The sequence below is a fragment of the Mesorhizobium huakuii genome, assembly GCF_014189455.1.
Classification (GTDB): domain Bacteria; phylum Pseudomonadota; class Alphaproteobacteria; order Rhizobiales; family Rhizobiaceae; genus Mesorhizobium; species Mesorhizobium huakuii_A.
Map to the genome: position 1 here is coordinate 348220 of NZ_CP050296.1, position 18087 is coordinate 366306.

General features: G+C 63.7%; 13 protein-coding genes and 1 pseudogene. 10 read left to right on the top strand and 4 right to left on the bottom strand.

The genetic code is table 11. The features are described 5' to 3' along the window. Positions 1-7 precede the first annotated feature (7 nt). The 3 genes from HB778_RS01675 to HB778_RS01685 all read left to right on the top strand — a co-directional run bounded on the left by HB778_RS01675 (position 8) and on the right by HB778_RS01685 (position 8429). Entirely contained in the window at positions 8-5506 is a 5499-nt protein-coding gene (locus HB778_RS01675; RefSeq protein ID WP_183460958.1) for an alpha-2-macroglobulin family protein, read from the top strand. Positions 5507-5614: 108 nt separating this feature from the next. Further along, positions 5615-7705, top strand: coding sequence for a penicillin-binding protein 1C (gene pbpC, locus HB778_RS01680; RefSeq protein ID WP_244661760.1), 2091 nt, complete (start codon positions 5615-5617; stop codon positions 7703-7705). Next, positions 7698-8429 carry a M15 family metallopeptidase gene (locus HB778_RS01685; protein WP_183460962.1) on the top strand — a complete coding sequence of 244 codons (732 nt, stop codon included), beginning with the start codon at positions 7698-7700 and terminating at the stop codon, positions 8427-8429. The genes pbpC and HB778_RS01685 overlap by 8 nt, the downstream gene beginning before the upstream one ends. A 61-nt stretch (positions 8430-8490) precedes the next feature. Here the strand turns inward: HB778_RS01685 and HB778_RS01690 are convergent. Beyond that, positions 8491-9436 (bottom strand): IS630 family transposase gene (locus HB778_RS01690; RefSeq protein WP_183455851.1). Its coding sequence is split into 2 segments (ribosomal slippage): positions 8491-9096 and positions 9098-9436, totalling 945 coding nucleotides; the frame shifts between segments, so codons are not numbered across the junction. Positions 9437-9689: 253 nt separating this feature from the next. Here HB778_RS01690 and HB778_RS01695 point away from each other — a divergent pair. The 4 genes and pseudogenes from HB778_RS01695 to HB778_RS01710 all read left to right on the top strand — a co-directional run bounded on the left by HB778_RS01695 (position 9690) and on the right by HB778_RS01710 (position 13593). Then, a pseudogene (locus tag HB778_RS01695) lies at positions 9690-10717 on the top strand (sulfate ABC transporter substrate-binding protein). 81 nt (positions 10718-10798) lie between these two features. After that, on the top strand, positions 10799-11650 hold the full coding sequence (gene cysT, locus HB778_RS01700) for a sulfate ABC transporter permease subunit CysT (protein WP_183460964.1): 852 nt from the start codon (positions 10799-10801) through the stop codon (positions 11648-11650). Further along, positions 11643-12527, top strand: coding sequence for a sulfate ABC transporter permease subunit CysW (cysW, locus tag HB778_RS01705; protein ID WP_183460966.1), 885 nt, complete (start codon positions 11643-11645; stop codon positions 12525-12527). Before cysT ends, cysW begins: the two co-directional genes overlap by 8 nt. 13 nt (positions 12528-12540) lie before the next feature. Beyond that, entirely contained in the window at positions 12541-13593 is a 1053-nt protein-coding gene (locus tag HB778_RS01710) for a sulfate/molybdate ABC transporter ATP-binding protein (RefSeq protein ID WP_183460967.1), read from the top strand. A 42-nt stretch (positions 13594-13635) separates the two neighbouring features. On the opposite strand, the gene HB778_RS01715 is transcribed toward HB778_RS01710, so the two are convergent. Then, complete coding sequence (locus HB778_RS01715) at positions 13636-14121, bottom strand: GNAT family N-acetyltransferase (RefSeq protein WP_183464955.1); 486 nt, start codon at positions 14119-14121, stop codon at positions 13636-13638. After that, positions 14121-14402, bottom strand: a complete 282-nt coding sequence (locus HB778_RS01720) for a DUF1778 domain-containing protein (protein ID WP_183460970.1) — start codon at positions 14400-14402, stop codon at positions 14121-14123. Before HB778_RS01720 ends, HB778_RS01715 begins: the two co-directional genes overlap by 1 nt. Positions 14403-14644: 242 nt before the next feature. Here HB778_RS01720 and HB778_RS01725 point away from each other — a divergent pair, with 242 nt between their 5' ends. The 3 genes from HB778_RS01725 (at position 14645) to HB778_RS01735 (ending at position 17543) form a co-directional block, all read left to right on the top strand. Further along, positions 14645-15631: a sulfate ABC transporter substrate-binding protein gene (locus HB778_RS01725; RefSeq protein ID WP_183460972.1), complete on the top strand. Its 987-nt coding sequence runs from the start codon at positions 14645-14647 to the stop codon at positions 15629-15631. A 288-nt stretch (positions 15632-15919) separates the two neighbouring features. After that, a complete protein-coding gene (locus HB778_RS01730) occupies positions 15920-16330 on the top strand; it encodes an RrF2 family transcriptional regulator (protein ID WP_183460974.1) in 411 nt (136 codons plus the stop codon). Between the two features lie 82 nt (positions 16331-16412). Then, entirely contained in the window at positions 16413-17543 is a 1131-nt protein-coding gene (locus tag HB778_RS01735; protein ID WP_183460976.1) for a hypothetical protein, read from the top strand. On the opposite strand, the gene HB778_RS01740 is transcribed toward HB778_RS01735, so the two are convergent. Beyond that, positions 17538-18086 (bottom strand): gluconokinase, encoded by a 549-nt coding sequence (locus HB778_RS01740; RefSeq protein WP_183460978.1) that lies wholly within the window; start codon positions 18084-18086, stop codon positions 17538-17540. The two genes, HB778_RS01735 and HB778_RS01740, sit on opposite strands and share 6 nt — an antisense overlap. Between the last annotated feature and the right edge of the window lies 1 nt (position 18087).

Sequence of the window (18087 nt, forward strand, 5' to 3'; positions counted from 1 at the left end):
GGGTGTTATGGCAATGCGCGCGGCTCGTGGTCTGTCGATCCTGATCCTTCTCTTCTTCGCCTGGGCCAATGTCTTAGCCTGGAACAGCGTCGCGCAAGCGGCCGAGGCCCGGCGAATCGCAACGACCGACAATTCCGATTATTTCGGCTTTGATCTCAGATCCGACCAGAATGTCACCCTCGACCAGTGCAAGACGACATGCCTTGGCGATCCGGCCTGCCGCGCCTTCACCTACAACACCAAGGCCAAATGGTGCTTTCTCAAATCCGACTACAACCAGTTGAAGCCCTTCAACGGAGCGGTTGCGGGCAAGATCGTCAACATCGACGGCGATCCCGATATCGGCGCCCCGCCGGAACTCGCCTTTTTCCCCAACTGGATGGCCGATCAGGCCCAGCAATACCGCAACAGGCTGCTTGGCCCGGCCTTTGACAAGCCGACCGAAGGCATGGCCGCCCTGATCGGCTCCGCCGAACAGGCCGTTCTGACAGGCGACCATCGCTCCGCCATGCAGAAATACGAGTCCGCGGTCTCGGCAATGCCCGACGATGGCCAGCTCTGGCTCAATTTGGCGCGCGAAACGCTGGCCGTGCAGCCTGCCACCAATACCTCCGAAGCGTCCACCTTCCCGATGAACGCCACTTCGGCCGCCTTCAACGCCTATAAGTTGCTGCGCACCACCAAGACGCGCGCCGACGTTCTGGCGCTGCTCGGCGCCGGCCTCGACAAGCGCGATCTCTACCGCCCGGCGCTGCAGGCCTATGAAGCCAGCCTTGCGCTGGTGACGTCGCCGGCCGTGCAGGCCGACTATGCCGATCTGAAGGCCCGCAAGGGTTTCCGTGTCATCGACCACAGTGTCGATGCCGACACCAGCGCGCCGCGCATTTGCGCGCAATTCTCCGAGGAACTGGTCAAAACCGGCGTCGACTATGCGCAGTTCGTGACCGTCGACAACGCGCCGCCGAAAGGCGTCGAGGCCAAGGACAAGCAGATCTGCGTCGAAGGGCTCGAACACGGCCAGCATTATGACGTCACCTTCCGCGCCGGCCTGCCGGCGGCCATCGGCGAAGTGACCGCCGCTCCGGTGGTGCTGTCGATCTATGTGCAGGACCGCGCGCCATCCGCCCGCTTCACCGGCGACAGCTTCGTGCTGCCGGCCGGCGCACGCCGTGGCATTCCGGTCGTCACCGTCAACATGAACGCCGCCGAAATGAAGCTCTACCGCATCGGCGATCGTTCGCTGGCGCAGCTTCTGTCGGGCTACCAGTTCCTGCACCAACTCGACAGCTATGACATCTCCAACATTTCCGAGCAGATGGGCGCGCCGGTCTGGAAGGGCCAGCTCGACATCGTCAACGACCTCAACAAGGAGGTCACCACCTCCTTCCCGGTCGATGAAGCGCTGCCGCAGCGCAAGCCCGGCGTCTATGTGCTGACCGCCCAGGCCGTCAACGACAAGAGCGACGATTACGGTTCGCTGGCCACACAGTGGTTCGTCGTCTCCGACATCGGCCTGTCGACCTATACCGGTCAGGACGGTCTCAATGTCTTTGCCCGTTCGCTGGGCTCGGCCAAGCCTATAGCCGGCGCCGAACTGACGCTGGTTGCCAGGAACAACGAGGTTCTCGGCACCGCGACGTCGGATGCCGACGGCCACGCCGTCTTCAATCCCGGCCTGACGCGGGGCGACGGCGGCATGGTGCCGGCCGTGCTGATGGCCAAGCAGGGCGACAATGATTTCGTCTTCCTCGACATGTCCAAGGCCGGTTTCGACCTGTCCGACCGCGGCGTCACCGGACGCGCGGCGCCCGGCGCGCTCGACGTCTATGCCTGGACCGAACGCGGCATCTATCGTGCCGGCGAGGATGTCCATGTTGCCGCCCTTGCCCGCGATGGCGCCGCCAAGGCGGTGGAGAATCTGCCGCTGACCTTCATCTTCTCTCGTCCCGACGGCGTCGAGGACCGCCGCATCGTCAGCGACGGCGCTTCAGCCGGTGGCCATGCCGTCGACCTGCCGCTCGAACCCAACGCGATGCGCGGCACCTGGTCGGTGTCGATCTACACCGATCCCAAGCAGCCGGCCGTCGCCACGCAGATGTTCCTGGTCGAGGATTTCGTGCCGGATCGCATCGAATTCGACATGAAGGCCGACAAGCAGGAGATCGAGCGCGGCGAAACCGCCAACATCAACATTGACGGCCGCTTCCTCTATGGCGCGCCGGCGGCGGGCCTGGCGCTGGAAGGCGAGTTGACGCTGTCGACGGCGCGCGACTGGGACCGCTTCCCCAACTTCTCCTTCGGCCTCGCCGACGAGCAGTCGGCGGAGCCCACGGTCACGCCACTCACCGACCTGCCCGTGGTTGGCGATGACGGCAAGGCGACCTTTCCGATCACTGTCGACCAGTTGCCCTCGACCACCAAGCTGGTCAACGGTAAGGTGACGGTGCGCATGCGCGAAACCGGTGGCCGCGCCATCGAGCGCTCGCTCAATATCGGCATCCGCCCGCAAGGCCATATGATCGGCATCCGTCCGGATTTCGCCGATGATGAAGTGCCGCAGGGCGGCACGGCCAAGTTCAGCCTGATCGCCGTCGATCCGGCCGGCAAGCGCGAGGCGCTGAAAGGCGCGCAGTGGACGCTGGTCAAGGTCGAACGCAATTACCAGTGGTACCGTAACAACAATTCCTGGAACTACGAGCCGGTCTCCTTGACCAAGTCGATCGCCAACGGCCAGATCGACCTTAGCGCCGATGGCGACGCCACCGTCTCCGTTCCGGTCGACTGGGGCCAGTACCGGCTCGAGGTCGAAACCTCGGACCCCGAAGGGCCTGCCACCAGCTATGAATTCGATGCCGGCTGGTATGTCGCCTCGACCACCACTGAAACGCCTGACGGCCTCGAGATCGCTCTCGACAAGGACAATTATGCCGCGGGCGAGGTGGCCAAGCTGAAAGTCTCGCCGCATTTTGCCGGCGAACTTCTGATCAATATCGGCTCCGACAAGCTGTTGAAGACCATCACGGCCACCGTGCCGGCCGGCGGCAGCACCGTCGACATCCCGGTCGGTGATGATTGGGGCGCCGGTGCCTATGTAACGGCAACCCTGTTCCGGCCGGGCGATGCGCAGGAAACACGCATGCCGGCCCGCGCCATCGGCGTGAAATGGCTGACGGTCGATCCGGGTGCCAAGAAGCTCGCGGTCACGCTGGCGCCGCCGGACAAAACGATGCCGCGCCAGCAGCTGTCGATCCCGGTTTCCGTGGTCGGCGTGCAGCCGGGCACCAACGCCTATGTCATGGTTGCCGCCGTCGATGTCGGCATCCTCAATCTGACCAACTATAAGGCGCCGGATCCGGAGAACTGGTTCTTCGGCCAGCGCATGCTGGGCATGGAGATCCGCGACATCTATGGCCGCCTGATCGACGGCTCGCTCGGCACCACCGGCAAGCTCAGGACCGGCGGTGACGGCGCCAACATGCAGGCGCAAGGCAGCCCGCCCACCGAAAAGCTGGTCGCCTTCTTCTCCGGCCCCGTCCAGCTCGACGCCGACGGCAAGGCACGGATCGACTTCGACATCCCGCAGTTCAACGGCACCGTGCGCGTCATGGCCGTCGCCTGGACCAAGGAAGCGGTCGGCCATGCCCAGTCCGACGTCATCGTGCGCGATCCCGTCGTCATCACCGCCGGCCTGCCGCGCTTCCTGGCGCCCGGCGATGCCGCCGTCATGCGGCTCGACGTGGCCGACACCGACGGCCCAGCCGGCGACTATGCCTTCTCGATCGACACGACAGGCGACCTGTCGACCGGCGACAAGCCCCTGCCCCAGAAGCTGACGCTCGCCCAGGGCAAGCGCCAGACGCTGACCGTGCCGCTGATCGCAAAGACGCCGGGCAATGCCTCGCTCACCATCAAGCTGGCGCATGCCGACGGCACCAAGGTTGAGCAGACGCTCTACGTGCCGGTGCGCCCGGCGCAATTGCCGGTCACCACGCGCCTTGTGGTCGACCTCAAGGGCAATGGCGGTGCGCTGCGCATTGACAAGGAGCTGCTGGCGGCAAGCCTGCTTGACGGCGCTTCCGTCAGTGTCGGCGTTTCGCAGGCGGCTGCCTTCGACGTGCCGTCACTGCTGATGACGCTCGACCGCTACCCCTATGGTTGCGCCGAGCAGACGACCAGCCGCGCCATGCCGCTTCTCTACGTCAATGAGATGGCCTCTGGCATCGGCATGGAAAGCGACCCCGACCTGCATGGCCGTATCCAGGATGCCATCTACAAGGTCTTGAGCTACCAGTCCTCGAGCGGCAGCTTCGGGCTGTGGGGTCCGGGTTCCGGCGATCTGTGGCTCGACGCCTATGTCAGCGAGTTCCTGACCAGGGCGCGCGAGCAGAAATACGACGTGCCGGCGCTGGCCATGAACCAGGCGCTGAGCAACCTGCAGAACTCGCTCGGCTACGACCAGAGCGTACAGGACCGCGGCAGCGAGATCGCCTACGCCCTCTATGTTCTCGCCCGCAACAAGAAGGCCTCGATCGGCGATCTGCGCTACTATGCCGACACCCAGCTCGAAGCCTTCTCGAGCCCGATGGCCGTCGCCCAGCTGGCGGCGAGCCTTGCGCTCTATGGCGACACACAGCGCTCGGAGGCAACGTTCAAGACCGCGCTGCAGCTCGCCAAGTCGCAAACCGACTACGACTGGTACCGCTCCGACTACGGCTCGGCGCTGCGTGACGGCGCTGCGATGCTGTCGCTGGCGGCGGAATCGAAGCCGGTTTCGTCGATCGTGCCGGAACTGATCAAGCTGGTGACCAGGGAACGCGCCGAAGTCCGCTGGACCAGCACCCAGGACGATTCCTGGATGCTGCTGGCGGCCCGCGCGCTGAAGGAAGGCAATGACTCGATAACGCTGACCGTCAATGGCGCGCCGCATTCGGGCGGCTATTCCAACCAGGTCAACGGCTCCGAATTGGTCGACAGCCCGCTCGAAATCGCCAACACCGGCAAGACCCCGCTGCAGGCCGTCGTCACCACCGTGGCGTCGCCGATCCAGCCCCTGCCGGCCGGCGGTGACGGCTTCACCATCGACCGCACCTACTACAAGCTCGATGGCACCGAAGCCAATGTGATGGAGGCAACCCAGAACGAACGCTATGTCGTCGTGCTCAAGGTCACCGAGCAGAACAGCTGGCCGTCGCGCCTGCTGGTCACCGACCTGTTGCCGGCCGGCTTCGAGATCGACAATCCCGGCCTGGTCTCCAGCGCGCAATTGACGAACTTCTCCTGGCTGGCACAGACCGACGCCGCCCATCTCGAATTCCGCGACGACCGTTTTGTCGCGGCATTCAACCCTGCCGACGGCGACCACGACCACAATCTGACGCTCGCCTATGTCGTGCGCGCCGTGACGCCGGGCACCTACGCCCATCCGGCGGCAACGGTGGAAGACATGTACCGGCCGCAATTTTCGGCCCGCACCGCCACCGGCATGATGGAGATCAAGGCGCCGTAAGGCGCCGATGGTGACCATCATGCAAATGGCGATTGCGCAGACGACAGCCCCCTTCTCCCCGTCACTATACGGGGAGAAGGTGCCGGCAGGTGGATGAAGGGCAGCGCCATGCTTTCAAGAAAATTCCTGCGCCGCGCCGCCATAACCGCAGCTTCCTGCGTAGGCCTCTTGGCTCTTTCCGCCGCCGCACTCTGGGAGCTCGACCGCGCCTTCCCGCCGCCCTTGCCTGCGGAACTCACGGTCTCCACCGAAGTCCAGGACCGCGACGGCCAGCTGTTGCGCGCCTTCGCCACACCGGACGGTTACTGGCGGCTCGAAACCCGGCTCGACCAGGTCGACAAGCAGTTCGTCGACATGCTGGTCACCTATGAGGACAAGCGCTTCTGGGATCATCAGGGCGTCGACGTGCTGGCGCTTGGCCGCGCGGCGGGCCAGCTCGTCACCAGCGGCCACATCGTCTCCGGCGGCTCGACCCTGTCGATGCAGCTTGCCCGCCTGATCGAGCCGCGCGAAAGCCGCAGCCTCGGCTCCAAGATCAAGCAGATGCTGCGCGCCATCCAGATCGAGCGGCGGCTGTCGAAGAATGAGATCCTCGAACGCTATCTCACGCTGGCGCCCTATGGCGGCAATCTGGAAGGGGTGCGCGCCGCTTCGCTTGCCTATTTCGGCAAGGAACCGAAGCGGCTCACCGTCTCCGAAGCCGCGCTGCTCGTCGCCTTGCCGCAATTGCCGGAAAAGCGCCGACCCGACCGCAACCTCGAAATCGCCCACGCCGCCCGCGACCGCGTGCTGACCCGCATGGTCTCGTCGGGCCTGATCGGCGAACGCGAGGCCGCACGCGCCGCCCTTGACGATGTGTCGGGCCTGCGCCGCACCTTGCCGGCGCTCGCCGCGCACGCCGCCTATGCAATGCTGCCCAGGGCCGTTCCCGGCCAGCCGCTCAAACTGACCATCCGCAAAAGCGTCCAGGAAGGCCTGGAACAGGTGGCGCGCGATGCTGCCACCAAGCTTGGGCCGCGTCTCTCCGTCGCCATGGTGCTGGCCGACTCGCGCACCGGCGACATTCTGGGCGAAGTCGGCTCGGCCAATTTCTTCGACGCCAGCCGCTCCGGCTGGATCGACATGACCAAGATCGTGCGTTCGCCCGGCTCAACGCTGAAGCCGTTCATCTATGGCCTTGCCTTCGAACAGGGACTGGTGGCGCAGGAAACACTGATCGAGGACAGCCCGGTCGATTTCGCCGGCTACCGGCCAAAGAATTTCGACATGGGCTACCAGGGCGATGTCTCGATTCGCCAGGCGCTGCAATTGTCGCTCAACGTGCCGGCGATCCGCGTGCTCGACGCGGTCGGCCCGGCGCGGCTGACGGCGCGCTTCCGCCAGGCCGGCGTCAACCCGATCCTGCCGATCAACGAAGCGCCGGGCCTGGCCATCGGCCTCGGCGGCGTTGGCGTCACGCTGCGCGACCTCGTCCAGCTCTATACGGGGCTCGCCAATGGCGGCAAAACGCACACGCTGCATGACGGCACCGAGCCGGCGAACGCCGAACGCACCACCGCCACCATCCTCAACGACCAGGCGAACTGGCAGATCATCGACATTCTCTCAGGAGTAAAACCGCCGGAAGGCGCCTTGCAGCGCGGGATCGCCTACAAGACCGGCACCTCTTACGGCTACCGCGACGCCTGGTCGGTCGGCTTCGACGGCCGCTATGTGCTTGGTGTCTGGGTCGGACGTCCCGACGCCAGCGCCGTGCCGGGTCTTTCCGGTTATGTCTCGGCCGCCCCGATCCTGTTCGAGGGCTTTGTCCGCTCGGGCCTGGCCACCGTGCCGCTGCCGGGCAAACCGCCCGGCGCCTTCACCCCCAAGCGCGAGGACCTGCCGGTGACGCTCGCCCGCTTCGGCGCCGGCGCCGATGGCCTGGTGCAGGCGACACCGACCGAACCCGCGCCAACCATCATCTTCCCGCCGGACGGCGCCCGCGTCGACCTTGCCACCAATTCCGCCGATGCCACGCCGCTGGTGCTGAAACTGCAAGGCGGCCGTGCGCCATTCCGCTGGCTTGCGAACGGCAAGCCGCTGGTTGGCCTCGACCGCCGCCGCACCGCGACCTGGCAACCGGACGGTGCCGGCTACTCGACGTTGACCGTGATCGACGCGGCCGGGCGCGCGGCCAGCGTGAAAGTGTTCGTTGAATAGAGTGCGCCAGGCGATTCTGCGCGTTGGCTTTTACGCGCTGACGGTTGCCGCTTCCGTCCCGCCAGCACATGCCACCCCCCTCCCCACCGGCTTCGTCCGCCTCGCCGATATCGCCACGTCGATCCGCCAGGACATGCGCTACGCCGGATCGGGCAATTTCCTGCACCGCAAGGTCAACGGCTATGACGCACCGGTCTGCATTCTCACCCTGCAGGCGGCGCAAGCTCTTGCCGGCGTCCAGCAGGCAATCGCCGCAAAAGGCCTGACACTGGTCGTATTCGACTGCTACCGCCCTGCCCGCGCCGTCGCCGACATGGGCGAATGGACACGCCAGGGCGGCCCGTCCGATCCGCAATGGTATCCCAGGGTCCGGCGTGGCGATCTCATCGCCAAGGGTTATGTCGGTGAACTGTCAACCCATTCGCGTGGCTCGACCGTCGACGTCGCGATTGCGCGGGTCGACAGTCCATCCGTCTCCAAACCCGCTTGCGGCGCCATCGACGCCGATACACTCGACTTCGGCACCGGTTTCGACTGTTTCGACCCGATGAGCGAGACCGCGCACCGCCCGCTCGGCAGTCAAGCGACAGCAAACCGCAAGCTGCTTGTCGAGGCCATGCTTGCCGGCGGTTTCAAGAACTATGCCCGTGAATGGTGGCATTTCACGCTTGGGCACGAGCCCTTTCCAAAACAGCGCTTCGATTTCCCGGTGAGCGCCGAGTAAATGCCGCACCAAGCCCCCACGACCTTGCCGCGGCACCGCGCATCCCTAGAGCGGGATGAATTTAGGTTGGTACATACCCGGCCTCGGTGAAGTAATTTCTGCATTCGGTTGAAGTGACGGTGCCGAGGATCTGACCGATGGCTTCGCAGACGGTCTCGACTGTTCGTCTGGCAGCCTTGCGCAGCCAATGCTTGAGCTTGGCGAAGAGCTTCTCGATGGGGTTCAGATCGGGCGAGTATTTGGGCAGCAAGAACAACCTGGCGCCGGCCGCGCGGATGGCGCGGCGCACGGCCTTGCCTTTATGTGAGCCGAGATTGTCCATGATGACGATGTCGCCGGGCTTGAGGACTGGGACGAGAACCTTGTCGACATAGAGCTGAAAACGCTCGCCGTTGATCGGTCCGTCGATGAGCCATGGTGCATCGACGCAGTCATGACGCAGCGCCGCCAGGAAGGTCATTGTCTTCCAATGGCCGTGCGGCACCTTGGCCTTGATCCTCTCGCCGCGCGGCGCCCATCCCCTGAGCGGTGCCATGTTGGTTTTGGTCCATGTCTCGTCGATGAACACCAGACGGGAAGGATCGATGCGGTCCTGATACTTTGCCCACTGTGTCCGCCTGCGCGCCACATCCGGGCGATCCTGCTCAGCCGCGATCAGCGTCTTTTTTGTGACTGAGCTTCTCGGCGTGGACGAACTCCCACACCGAGCGGTAGTCGACCGCAAGGCCGCGCTCGGCCAGCTCGATCACAAGACCGCGCAGCGTAAAATCCGTGGCCCGGCAGCGCACCAGAAGCCAGTCCCGATGCTCACCGGCAATCTTCTTCGGCCGGTGCCCACCCATCTTGCCGGGTGCAAGGCTGCTCGTTTCGCGCAAGCGGCGCACCCACCTGATGACGGTGCTGATACCAACTCCATAGCGCACCGAGGCCTGCCGTCGCGACAGCCCCTCCCGCTCAACCGACGCAACAACCCGTTCGCGAAGATCCATCGAATAAGGCTTGCCCATCCTTACCAACCTCCTTGCCTAGCAAGAAGGTTGAATCAGATTTGCCACCCTAGGGGAATCCCTTCGATTCAGCCTCAATTCATCCCGCTCTAGATAGGGCATCGAATCCGCGCATCGCGCCGGCGAGGAAAATATTTCCCGATGCGGCGGAAGATCGTCCAAGATTTTCTTCAGGAGGGCAAAAAAGGCAACATTCGATGCATCTAATTTCTATCAATTCGCTAGATTTGGCGCGGGTTCAACGGAGGCAGAAATGACCAAACCTCATTTCAGGAAACTGCTCGGCGCACTGGTCGCCACATCTGTCCAGTTCGGCACGCTCGGTTTCGCGTTCGCCGACACCACCATACTCAACGTGTCCTACGATCCGACGCGTGAGCTCTACAAGGCCTATGACGAGGCTTTCGCCGCGCACTGGAAGGCCGAGACCGGCGAGACGGTGACCATCCAGCAGTCGCATGGCGGATCGGGCGCCCAGGCCCGCGCCGTAATCGACGGCCTCGACGCCGATGTGGTAACGCTGGCGCTCGAGGGCGACATCAACGCCATCGTCTCGAAGTCGAAGAAGATCAATCCCGACTGGCGCAAGAAATTCGAAAACAATTCAGCGCCTTACACCTCGACCATCATCTTCCTGGTGCGCAAGGGCAACCCCAAGGGCATCCACGACTGGAACGACCTGATCAAGGACGGCACCCAGGTGATCACGCCCAACCCGAAGACCTCCGGCGGCGCCCGCTGGAACTATCTCGCGGCCTGGGCCTATGCCAACGCCAACGATGGTGGCGACGAGGCCAAGACCAAGGAATTTGTCGGCAAGCTCTACGCCAATGCTCCGGTTCTCGACACCGGCGCGCGCGGCTCGACCGTCACCTTCGCGCAAAGGGAATCGGCGACGTGCTGATCGGCTGGGAAAACGACGCCTATCTGGCACTCAACGAATTCGGCGCCGATAATTTCGAGATCGTCTATCCGCCGACATCGATCCTGGCCGAGCCGCCGGTGGCGGTCGTCGACGCCAATGTCGATGCCAAGGGAACACGCAAGGTGGCCGAAGCCTATCTCGGCTGGCTCTATTCCAAGGAAGGCCAGACGATTATCGCCAAGAACCACTATCGTCCGGCCAAGCCTGAACTCGTGGCCCCGGCCGATCTGCCCAAGACCCCCGATATCAAGCTGATCTCCATCGACGACCCGCTTTTCGGCGGCTGGAAGAAGGCACAGCCTTATCATTTCGGCGACGGTGGTATATTCGACCAGATCTATAAGCCGGCCCAGTGAGGTTCGGTAACCCTGAAGAAGCCCGCGAATGGGCTTCTTCAGCCAAGTCTGGTTGAGTAAGAAGGGACGATCCAGAACTCCATGACCACAGCACCCGCGCAGGCGGGGTGGCGATTCAGACAGCCGAGTGTCATTCCGGGTTTCGGATTGACGCTCGGCTTCTCGCTTGCCTACCTCACCCTCATTATCCTCATTCCGCTGTCCGGGCTGGTCTGGCGCTCGGCGTCTCTCGGCTGGGCTGAATTCTGGGCGATCGCCAGCGACCGCCGCACCCTCAATGCGCTGGAAATCAGCTTCGGCACCGCCTTCCTCGCGGCGGCCTTCAATGTCGTCTTCGGCACGCTGGTCGCCTGGGTGCTGGTGCGCTACCGCTTTCCCGGCCGCCGCATTGTCGATGCCATGGTCGACCTGCCCTTCGCCCTGCCGACCGCGGTGGCCGGCATTGCGCTCACCACGCTCTATGCGCCGAACGGCTGGATCGGCAAGTTGCTGATGCCGCTCGGCATCAAGGTCGCCTACACGCCGCTCGGCATCGTCGTGGCGCTCGTCTTCATCGGCCTGCCCTTCGTCGTGCGCACCGTGCAGCCGATCATGGAGGAGATCGACAAGGAGGTGGAGGAAGCGGCCGCCACGCTTGGCGCCAGCCGCTTCCAGATCGTCACCCGCGTGCTGTTCCCGGGCCTGGCGCCGGCCATCATCACCGGCTTTTCGCTGGCCTTTGCGCGCGGCGTCGGTGAATACGGCTCGGTCATCTTCATCGCCGGCAATCTGCCCTACAAATCCGAGATCGCGCCGCTTTTGATCGTCATCCGGCTGGAGGAATACAACTATCCGGCGGCGACCGCGATCGCGGCGATCATGCTGGCGCTGTCGTTCGTCATGCTTCTGGTCGTCAATCTCGTGCAGACATGGAGCCGCAAGCGCTATGGCTGATCCCGAAATCAAATCCTACGAACCCTACCATGAGAGCCGCTCGGCGGCGGTGACCGAGAGCCGTCCCGCACAGGCCGTGTTGATGGCCATTGCTTTCGTCTTCCTCGGCGTCTTCCTGCTTTTGCCGCTGATCATCGTCTTCCACGAGGCGCTGGCGAAAGGCGTCGGTGCCTATACGCAAGCGCTGGGCGAGCCGGACGCACGTTCGGCCATCCACCTGACACTGCTTGTCGCCGCGATCTCGGTGCCGCTCAATGTCATCTTCGGCATCTCCGCCGCCTGGGCGATCGCCAAGTTCGAATTCAAGGGCAAGGCGTTCCTGACCACGCTGATCGACCTGCCCTTCTCGGTTTCGCCGGTCATTTCAGGCCTGGTCTATGTACTGCTGTTCGGCGCACAAGGGTTGCTCGGCGAGTGGCTGAAGGGACATGGCATCCAGATCCTGTTCGCGGTGCCGGGCATTGTGCTCGCCACCGTCTTCGTCACCTTCCCCTTCGTCGCCCGCGAACTGATCCCGCTGATGCAGGAACAGGGCAATGGCGATGAGGAGGCAGCGCTTTCGCTCGGCGCCAATGGCTGGCAGACCTTCTGGTATGTGACGCTGCCCAACGTCAAATGGGGTCTGCTCTACGGCGTGCTCCTGTGCAACGCGCGCGCCATGGGCGAATTCGGCGCGGTTTCGGTGGTGTCGGGCCATATACGCGGCCTGACCAACACCATGCCGCTGCATGTCGAAATCCTCTACAATGAGTACAACGCCGTCGGCGCTTTTGCCGTCGCTTCCTTGCTTGCCGGGCTGGCGCTGGTCACGCTGGTCTTGAAAACACTGCTCGAGATGCGCTACGGCGCCGAGCTTGCCGCGACGCGCGGACATTGACAGAGGGATTTGTATGGAAGTTCGCGTTGCCAACGTGCGCAAAGAGTTCGAGCGGTTTCCGGCGCTCCATGACGTGTCGCTCGACATCAAGTCGGGCGAACTGATCGCCCTGCTAGGGCCGTCCGGCTCCGGCAAAACGACGCTGCTCAGGCTGATCGCCGGGCTGGAGCGGCCGACGCGGGGAAAAATCTTCTTCGGCGACGAGGACGCTTCGCAGAAGTCGATCCAGGAGCGCAATGTCGGCTTCGTCTTCCAGCATTACGCGCTGTTCCGGCACATGACGGTGGCCGACAATATCGGCTTCGGCCTGAAAGTCCGGCACGGGTCCTCGCGGCCGCCGGCGGCAGAAATCCGCCGCCGCGCCTCCGAGCTTCTCGATCTCGTCCAGCTTTCGGGGCTGGAGAAACGCTATCCTGCACAGCTCTCCGGTGGCCAGCGCCAGCGTGTCGCGCTCGCCCGCGCCATGGCCATCGAACCCAAGGTGCTTTTGCTCGACGAGCCATTCGGCGCGCTCGATGCGCAGGTGCGCCGCGAATTGCGCCGCTGGCTGCGCGAGATCCATGACCGCACCGGGCACACCACCGTCTTCGTCACCCATGACCAGGAAGAAGCGCTGGAGCTTGCCGACCGCGTCGTGGTGATGAGCCAGGGCCGCATCGAGCAGGTTGGCACCGCGGACGACATTTACGACACGCCGAACTCGCCGTTCGTCTATGGCTTCATCGGCGAATCGAGCTCGCTTCCGGTCAAGGTCGAGAATGGCGAGATCTGGCTCGCCGATCGCCCGATCGGGCTGTCGGCGCCGCACGCACCCGAGGGCGACGCGACGCTCTACTTCCGCCCGCACGATGTCGAACTGCTCGACGGCTGCAGCGGCTGCATCGCCGGCACGGTCGCCGCCAGCCGCCGCGTCGCCGGAACACGGCGCGTCGAACTCGAGATCGGCGGCGAGCGCCAGCGGGTCGAGATCGAACTGCCGGTGGATCACCCCGCGGCGCAGAAAAGCCGGGTGGCGTTCCGCCCGGGGCGTTGGAAGCTGTTTCCGGCGGCGCAAGACCACGGGTGATCTTGGTGTGCCAAAAGGACATCTCGGTCCGATAGCAGTGACCTACCCTTTCACCAGCCCTTTCAACGACAGCACCAAGGTCATCGGATTTTTCGGCGAAGCCGCAAAGCCGTAGTGCTCATAAAAGGCTTTCGCCTCGTCCGATATGGCATGAACAAAAATGCCGCGAATCCCGAGGATCATCGCGGCATTGCCAGCGCGCAGGACGGCGTCTTGCAGCAGCGCTGCACCCAGCCCCTTCCCTTGCCAGCCCGCGTCCACGGCAAGACGCCCGAGCACAACCATTGGGATGGGATCCGGCATGTTGCGGCGGATGGAGCCAGGCGCCTCCGCAAGATCAAGCCCACCTGAAGACAGGCAGTAATAGCCGACAACGCGCGGGCCTTCCGCCACCACGTAGGTCCGCGACGCGCCACCGACCTGGTTGGCCCGTGCCCTGCGGCGAAGCCATTGGTCGAGGCTTTCCGTACCGCTTTGGAAAAGTTCGAGATCGTGGTTTTCGGCCAGGGGCGTGGGCGCCGAAAGCATCAGTCCTGCCATGGCTTGGGCGCGTTCATAAGGCGCGCAAAACCTTCCCCGCTTGGCGGTTCATCAAGGATGTCGAGATAATGCCGGTAACTCTCGGGATCCACCTTGATCAGGGTTTGGTCGAGCAGCGTGTCCTCGGCTGCACGGTAGGCGGCATCGATCATGAAGTCGGAACGGGTTTTCCCGCGTAATTTCGCGGCACGGTCAATCAGTATGCGTATATCCTCTCGGATGCGCAGATTGACAGGCTTGGCATGGGTCTCAGGGACGGCCTTTGTCATGGAAGACTCCTTTCCAACACCATAGCACTCCGCATACACAATGTGTATCTCCTTTGCCAAGGAGGGACTGAAGGGGTCGGCGAGACAGAGTGACTCCAGTTGAAAGAAAATCCTACGATCCGCCTGTTCGAGCAACGGTTTTTCTAGCAAGGAGCGCCAAGCTCTCGACCCCATACCTCGTCGCGCACCACACGCCACGGCTATGGTCTGGGCATAAACGCATTGCATCCGGAGCCTTTTTCATGAAGCGATTTTTTCTCGGTGTTGCCACGGTTGCCGGCCTGTTCCTCGCATCCTCCCAAGCCTGGTCGGCCGACAAGCTGCTCAACGCCTCCTATGACGTCGGCCGCGAACTGTTCGTCCAGGTCAACAAGGCTTTCGTCGCCGGGCATCCGGGTGTGAGCGTCGACCAGTCTCATGCCGGCACCTCGGCGCAGGCGCGCGCCATCGCCGAGGGCCTCGGCGCCGATGTCGTCACTTTCAACCAGGTCACCGACATCGATTTCCTGGTCAAGAAAGGGTTCGTCTCCGCCGACTGGCAGAAGGACTTTCCCAACAACGCCTCGCCCTTCTATTCGCTGCCTTCGTTCCTTGTCCGCGCCGGCAATCCCAAGCACATCAAGGACTGGAACGATCTGGTGCGCGACGACGTGCAGGTGATCTTCCCCAACCCGAAAACCTCGGGCAATGCGCGCTACACCTATCTGGCCGCCACCGCCTACGCCAAGGAAGCCTTCAAGGGCGATGACGCCAAGGTGAAGGAGTTCATCACCAAGCTGTTCAACAATGTGCCGATCTTCGACACCGGCGGTCGCGCCGCGACCACCACCTTCGTGCAGCGCGAGATCGGCGACGTGCTGATCACCTTCGAATCCGAGACGCGCGGCATCCGCAAGGAGTATGGCGACAACAAGTTCGAGCAGGTCACGCCCTCGGTCAGCCTGCTCGCCGAATTCCCGGTGGCGATCGTCGACAAGGTCGCCGACGAGCACGGCACGCGCGCTCTGGCCAAGACCTATCTCGATTTCCTCTACACGCCCGAAGGCCAGGACATCCTCGCCCAGAACGGCAACCGGGTGCGCGACGCAGCCGTCGCCGCCAAATACAAGGCTGACTTCCCGGACGTGCGTCTGCTGACGGTGGAAGATGTCTTCGGCGGCTGGGACAAGATCCAGAAAGAGCATTTCGCCGCCGGCGGCCTGCTCGACCAGGCCTATGGCAGCCGCTGACGGCTACAGCATACAAAGAACGGGTAAGGGAAAGCCGGCTATGAGCCGGCTTTCTTCGTTTTTGCCATCGGCCATGACAAATACGGCGCTATCCCCGCAAAACGTTACAAAGAATCAACGCGTTTGTGCCTAACGTGCCATTTGGCGTCTTGTTTTCGCGAAATGCCATGGCGCGGCGAAACCGTCATTATTTGCACACAAACAGCCGCCAGATGCGGGGTGGTTGGGGCTTCAACGGGTTGACTCGGGCATGCTGACAAAAAAGGCAAATACGGCCTCAAGGCCCTCGTGCATCTGTCTGGCCTACCGGCGGGCCAATTGGCCTTCGTCAACGACATCGCCGTCGCCAACAACATCCCGAAGAAATTCCTCGATGCCATCCTCGGCGAATTGCGCAATGCCGGCTTCGTCCTGAGCCGCAAGGGCAAGGAAGGCGGCTATCGGCTCGCCCGCCCGGCCTCCGAGATCAAGATCGGCCATGTCGTGCGCGTGCTGGACGGGCCGCTGGCGCCGATACCCTGTGCCAGCCGCACGCAGTACCAGCGCTGCGAGGATTGCGACGAGGCGACCTGTCAGGTCCGGCACATGATGCTGGAAGTGCGCCAGGCGATCGCCGAGGTGCTGGATAACAGAAGCCTCGCCGCCATGCGCGATGCCGACAACGACGATTTTCCGGTCGAGTTGTCGTCGCAAATCTGAGCCTCTGCGTGGCGCTCGGCGTCGCAAGGTTGCACGGTCCATGCCAACGCAGTAAAGCGGTCTTGGACAACAGGCTGGACCGATGAGGCTGTCGTGGTTCGCAAAATCCCGCAACCACAAGCCGCCATCCGCGGCCACCTTCCGCAGTGAAATCATCGCCGACATTCTCGTTCCGGAACGGGCAGAGGATGTACGCTTCTTCAGCCGCAAAATCGTCCACCCCGGCAGGGTGCGCCGGTTCTCGAACCAGGACCTGCGCGAAAGCCTGCTGGCCGCCTTCTATCTTGTGGTCGCGGCTTCGGTTCCGGTGCGCTGGTGGGCGTCGATCTGCGATCGGATGTCCAGGCTTCGCCTGAAACGCCATATGCGCAAGCAATTTCCTGGCTACGCTGCCGCGACGCGCGCAGTGCTTGGCGGCAGCATCGACGCGCGCAAGCTGTTCGAGGCATTGCTCGCGGCGCGCCACCGCCGTCGGCTGCAGCTTGCCGCACACCTCGCCGGCTTCCGATGGGCCCCGACAATCCGGCTGGAGGGACAGGAGGAATTGCAGGCTGCCTTGCAGCACGGCCACGGCGCCATCGTCTGGTGCGACCAGTTCACCTCGCAGACCATCATCGGCAAGCGCGCCCTGCACGAGGCGGGCATCGAGGCACATCAGGTGAGTGTCAATTCCCACGGCGTCTCGGAATCGATGTTCGGCCTGCGTTTCCTGAACCCACCGCTGGTCAAGGTCGAGAACCGCTACCTCAAGAGCCGCATCGTCTTCGAGCGCGACGACGCCTATCAGGTCACCATCCGCATTCAGAAGATCCTGAAGCGCAATGGCGTGGTGCTGATGACCAACACCATCCATGCAGGCTCGACCTTTACCGAGGTCGCGATCGGCGAAAGCGGCTGGACGCATCTTGCGTCGGCGCCAGCGAATTTCGCCGCAAGGGGCAGAGCGGCGCTCTTTGCCATGTCGACCTTCGAGACCGTTCCCTTCCGCGAATACCGGGCCGTCATCAGCCCGGAATTGTTGCCGGCTGAAGCGGAGACGGGATGGGATGGCGCCAAGGACATGGTGCTGCAGGCACGCTATATCCTGCTCAAGCGCGACCGGCTGCTCGAGGCGCTGAAACTGTTTCCCGAACAGATGCTGATCTGGTCCAGCAGTCGAAGGCTGACGGAAGCCTCGGACCATACGATGACAGGCGACGATACCGGCTCATGACCTGGCCAGCCGCCGGATCGCGTCGGCAATGGCATCGGCAACCGGACGCGTCGCATCGATTGTCAGGGCCCGCTCATCCCTTCCTGGCGGCTCCAGGATGGCGAACTGGCTGTCAACCAGGCTTGCCGGCATGAAATGGCCCTTGCGGCTGGCGACCCGCTCACGCGCCGTCGCTGGGTCGATCTCCAGATAGAGGAAGACGATGTCAGGGCAAAAACCGCGCAGGCGTTCGCGATAGCTGCGCTTCAGCGCCGAGCAGGCCGCGACCACGCCCTGTCCTTCGCCAACCGATGCCGCGATGCGCTCGCCGATCGCATCGAGCCAACCCATCCGCAACTGGTCGGTGAGCGGCTCGCCGCTCGCCATGCGGGCGACATTCTCGGGCGGGTGGAGCCGGTCGCCTTCGATGAAGACGGCGCCCATAGCAGCCGCCAGCGCGATGCCGACGGCGGACTTGCCGCAGCCGGCGACGCCCATCACCACAATGGCCGGAGGCACTGAGCCGGGAGCGCCTGTCGGCGCCTGTACTGCTTCTTCGTCCACA

What these genes read in the sequence shown, in the direction of transcription:
- HB778_RS01725 (WP_183460972.1), top strand. Translation starts at nt 14,645, where the DNA reads ATGAAGCGATTTTTTCTCGGTGTTGCCACGGTTGCCGGCCTGTTCCTC.
- cysT (WP_183460964.1), top strand. Translation starts at nt 10,799, where the DNA reads ATGACCACAGCACCCGCGCAGGCGGGGTGGCGATTCAGACAGCCGAGT.
- HB778_RS01675 (WP_183460958.1), top strand. Translation starts at nt 8, where the DNA reads ATGGCAATGCGCGCGGCTCGTGGTCTGTCGATCCTGATCCTTCTCTTC.
- HB778_RS01735 (WP_183460976.1), top strand. Translation starts at nt 16,413, where the DNA reads ATGAGGCTGTCGTGGTTCGCAAAATCCCGCAACCACAAGCCGCCATCC.
- HB778_RS01710 (WP_183460967.1), top strand. Translation starts at nt 12,541, where the DNA reads ATGGAAGTTCGCGTTGCCAACGTGCGCAAAGAGTTCGAGCGGTTTCCG.
- HB778_RS01720 (WP_183460970.1), bottom strand. Translation starts at nt 14,402, where the DNA reads ATGACAAAGGCCGTCCCTGAGACCCATGCCAAGCCTGTCAATCTGCGC.
- HB778_RS01715 (WP_183464955.1), bottom strand. Translation starts at nt 14,121, where the DNA reads ATGCTTTCGGCGCCCACGCCCCTGGCCGAAAACCACGATCTCGAACTT.
- cysW (WP_183460966.1), top strand. Translation starts at nt 11,643, where the DNA reads ATGGCTGATCCCGAAATCAAATCCTACGAACCCTACCATGAGAGCCGC.
- pbpC (WP_244661760.1), top strand. Translation starts at nt 5,615, where the DNA reads ATGCTTTCAAGAAAATTCCTGCGCCGCGCCGCCATAACCGCAGCTTCC.